The organism is Mesotoga infera, from assembly GCA_011045915.1.
Lineage (GTDB): Bacteria > Thermotogota > Thermotogae > Petrotogales > Kosmotogaceae > Mesotoga > Mesotoga infera_D.
In genome coordinates, this window is sequence record DSBT01000062.1 from 1 (window position 1) to 3,465 (window position 3,465).

The following is a 3,465-nucleotide window of genomic DNA, read 5'->3' on the forward strand; positions in this document are numbered from 1 at the left end:
GTCTGATATTCACCCTGGAAATTTATTGTATAGGTCATATACGACCGGTCATTGGGCATAAACATCTACGAAACTATCTATCTGGCCTTACTCAAACCTTTAATCTGAGAGAGGCCGTTTTAGGTTGAGGAGGTGATTGACTAGCATTTTTTCCGCATGTTTTGGAGAGAGCATCTGTTTATCTGAGAGCTAGTCTGTTTCGAATACGAGAGGAGGAGTAATTATGAAGAGACATTCAGAGTTAGTTCCACTGTTTGTTCTGCTTTTCGCAATTGTTTTTGGGGTAACTTTATTTTCTCAGGATTTCACCACATCAGTCAATATCCCTTTGACGACTTACTTTGCCAGAGTGCAAGCCAACCCCTACTATCAGCTGGTTAACCTTGCTTCGGTTGACTTCGCTGAGAAGAACTTGAAGGGGACTGATTACGAGAATTTGCCTGTCATTTCTCGTTCTTCCACAATTGACGCTGGATTTAGAGGCGCGGACAATTTCGCCGATGTGCCTGCCGGACCAATCACAAGTGTGGAGATGCAACACCTATATCGCTACGCTAACAAGATATCCGCACTGAAGCTAAACGGAAAGCAAGTCATCGAATGGCTGGAAGCCTCAGCTGGAAATTTCTTTCAGATAGATCCTGAGGTAACTGACGATCAGATTCTCGTCAATTTCGGATTTGACTGCCACCATTTAGACCAGTTCTGGGGCATTACTTATATATATGATGTTACCAAACCTCTCGGGAGTAGAGTGGCTCGCGCAGAATATAAGGGAGTTCCTCTCTCCGAGGATATGGAGTTCATTGTAATGGTTGACAGCTACAGAGCGAGCGGAGGCGGCGGACTGCCTCATGCAGTTCCCGAGAATGTAGTTCTGGAGTGGGATGTAGATTACAGGACAATGGTTTTCGAGTATCTTGATTCTCTCGGAGGAATCATGCCTGAATTAGTCATAAGCTGGTCGATCAAGCCCGTCGAGACTGCCGGTAAAGTGCTTTTCAAGACAGGAGGAGAATGGGGAATGCCTGTGCTTGAATACATGGAAGCAGCCGAGGAGTTGGGAATTGAACAAGTAGATCACATTTCGTACGTCGGAACGGATGACGTTTGGGGCCTATTCGAAATTGACTTGTCTAAGGTGAAGACACCTCAGTTCTAATAAGCGTTGTGAAATCCTGTTTTCAAATTTGCTGTGACTTAGTATTACTGGCACTCGCTCATATTGTCTGGTGAGTGCCAGCTTATAACAGCAGAGGGAGGTAATCTTTATGCCGAAACCAAGAGGCGCACTATACTTATTTTTGACGTTATCATTTGCTATTTTGATTGCTTTGTCTGCATTCTCGCAAGAATTTGCCGCCGATGAGCCTAGACAAATAGTACTCACTTGGCAGAACGATCCAAGTACAACCATGACAATTACCTGGCGAACGGATATTGAAGGAGAAAGATCGGTTGCCTTTTTCTCGACCAACAAAGATTTAGCCATTGAGGAATCCGAATCAAAAGAGGCAGAGACTTATACTTTTGAAGAAACAGCAGCTTGGCTGCATACTTTGGAACTGATAGACCTTCTTCCAGGAGAGACTTACTGGGTAGTTCTGCAGACGGATGACGGCACAAGTGACAAGTTTTGCTTCAGAACAGCTCCCGAAAATCCTGGTGATATCAAGTTCATAGTAGGATCCGACGCACAACATCTACGTTCACAGATGAGTGTGATTCGAGAAGTTCACCGGAAGGCTGCTGAAGAAGATCCTGATTTCTTCGTTTATTCCGGAGACTTCGTTAATGCTGAGCTGAGCGATTACGAATGGGATCTGTTCTTTGACTTATGGCACGAACTGATGATCACAGACGAAGGTAGAAGAATCCCAATCATACCTGCCCTAGGTAATCATGAAGTCGTTGCCGGTTACGGCGGCTCAATAGAAGCGGCAGTCTTCTACTTCAATCGATTCAAGATACCATCTCCTTACACTTATCATGTAATCAACTACGGCCCTGAGCTCACCATAATATCCTTAGATTCTGGTCATGCGTCTCCAGTGGACGGAGAACAAGTCGCCTGGCTCGAGAAAACTTTGCAAGAAAACCAGGACAGCACATGGACTTTGGCCCATTATCATGACGGCGGATGGTGGGGGTCCGGAGCAGTCCCGACGAAAGTCAGATGTCTATGGGTACCTCTCTTCGAAAAGTATGGAGTGGATGTTGTACACAGCGGACATATTCATTCCTATATCAAGACCTGGCCCATCACAGGAATTGGTGAATTATCAGGAGAAATCGACAGTATGATCGAAGAAGGGCTTGAGAGAGCCGCGGAAAACTACGAGCCAGGAAAGAATTACGCCCCGCCCCTTCAGCCGAATCTATTGAAGCTATCTCGAGGGAGTTGGGAGGAACTAGGTTATGATTCCCTTTCGGCGGGTCTCAGAGAACTGACCTACATGCTGTCGCTTTACGTTATTCAGTCGGGAGAGGCAACAAAGGAGCGCGTATTTGATCAGATAAGTTCAACAAAGCTCTTTGAGAATTTCTGGAAGCCTGTGATCGATTCTGAGTCTTACGAGGAAAACGCGTTGATTGACGAAGAAAACGGAGTGTACTACGTTGGTGTCGGTGGCCTCGGAGCAGAAATGGGCGGAGGGAGAAATCCCGACAAGTACTGGTGGCTGAAAGAAGCAGGTTCTGATCACCATTACTGGCGCATAACAATTGACTCTTCAACAAACCAGCTTACGGTGGTTCCCGTATTCTATTACCCCGATGAAGGAAGATGGGAAGAAGGCGAACCTTTCACCAGAACCAAGTAATATGGCTAAGAGATTCTCCTGATTTCGCAAAAACACCTGATACTATCTGGAATAGAGTTTACTATCTGAGGGCACATTTTGTGCCCTCTTCTGTTGTTAGTTATGAGTAATGAGAGAAGCCGTGTTGGAACAAATCTTGCAGTACAAGGCCGATAAAATTTGCAATGATTGTCAATAGTACTGCAATCAGACAATCGTTCTCCAACAAGGAGAGGATTCAGCGGTCAATATGAAAAGGTCTCCTAAGATGAGCCTATTGAAATACATTTACTTAATTTCACAGCGATTAGGTAGTCTTCTCGCTCAAGCGTGTAGTGGCGCGTCCCTGCAGACAAATCTCATATCTACTTGCTTCCTTTCCGGATGACGAGTAACCATCCTTTGGTTTCCTGGCGGAGCCAGCCATGCGTCCCCGGATGTTTTTCCTGATACTTTTCTACTAGTGTTTGTGCTCTTCTTGTTGGTTCTTAAACTCTTGACCAACCACCAACCACGTACCACCAACAACCAGTCTCCCTCTGACCCCCAAAGGTTGGACAAGAAGTCAGCGAATCACGGTTTTACGATCTGAATCGGAGTTTCATCGTTTAGTACTTTAAAAGCATTAGGTGTTAAGTAATTCAAAGATGCATGCGGTCTAAGA

At 45.3% G+C, this 3,465-nt stretch carries 2 protein-coding genes; both read left to right on the forward strand.

Features of this window, described 5'->3' with window-relative positions; genetic code table 11:
* Positions 1–223: 223 nt before the first annotated feature.
* A complete protein-coding gene (locus ENN47_02175) occupies positions 224–1,162 on the forward strand; it encodes a hypothetical protein (GenBank protein HDP76995.1) in 939 nt (312 codons plus the stop codon).
* A 109-nt stretch (positions 1,163–1,271) separates the two neighbouring features.
* Positions 1,272–2,822, forward strand: a complete 1,551-nt coding sequence (locus tag ENN47_02180; GenBank protein ID HDP76996.1) for a metallophosphoesterase family protein — start codon at positions 1,272–1,274, stop codon at positions 2,820–2,822.
* The last annotated feature ends 643 nt before the right edge of the window (positions 2,823–3,465 follow it).

Excerpts from the sequence above, each read along its gene's own strand:
- ENN47_02180 (HDP76996.1), top strand. The coding sequence starts at position 1,272 with ATGCCGAAACCAAGAGGCGCACTATACTTATTTTTGACGTTATCATTT.
- ENN47_02175 (HDP76995.1), top strand. The coding sequence starts at position 224 with ATGAAGAGACATTCAGAGTTAGTTCCACTGTTTGTTCTGCTTTTCGCA.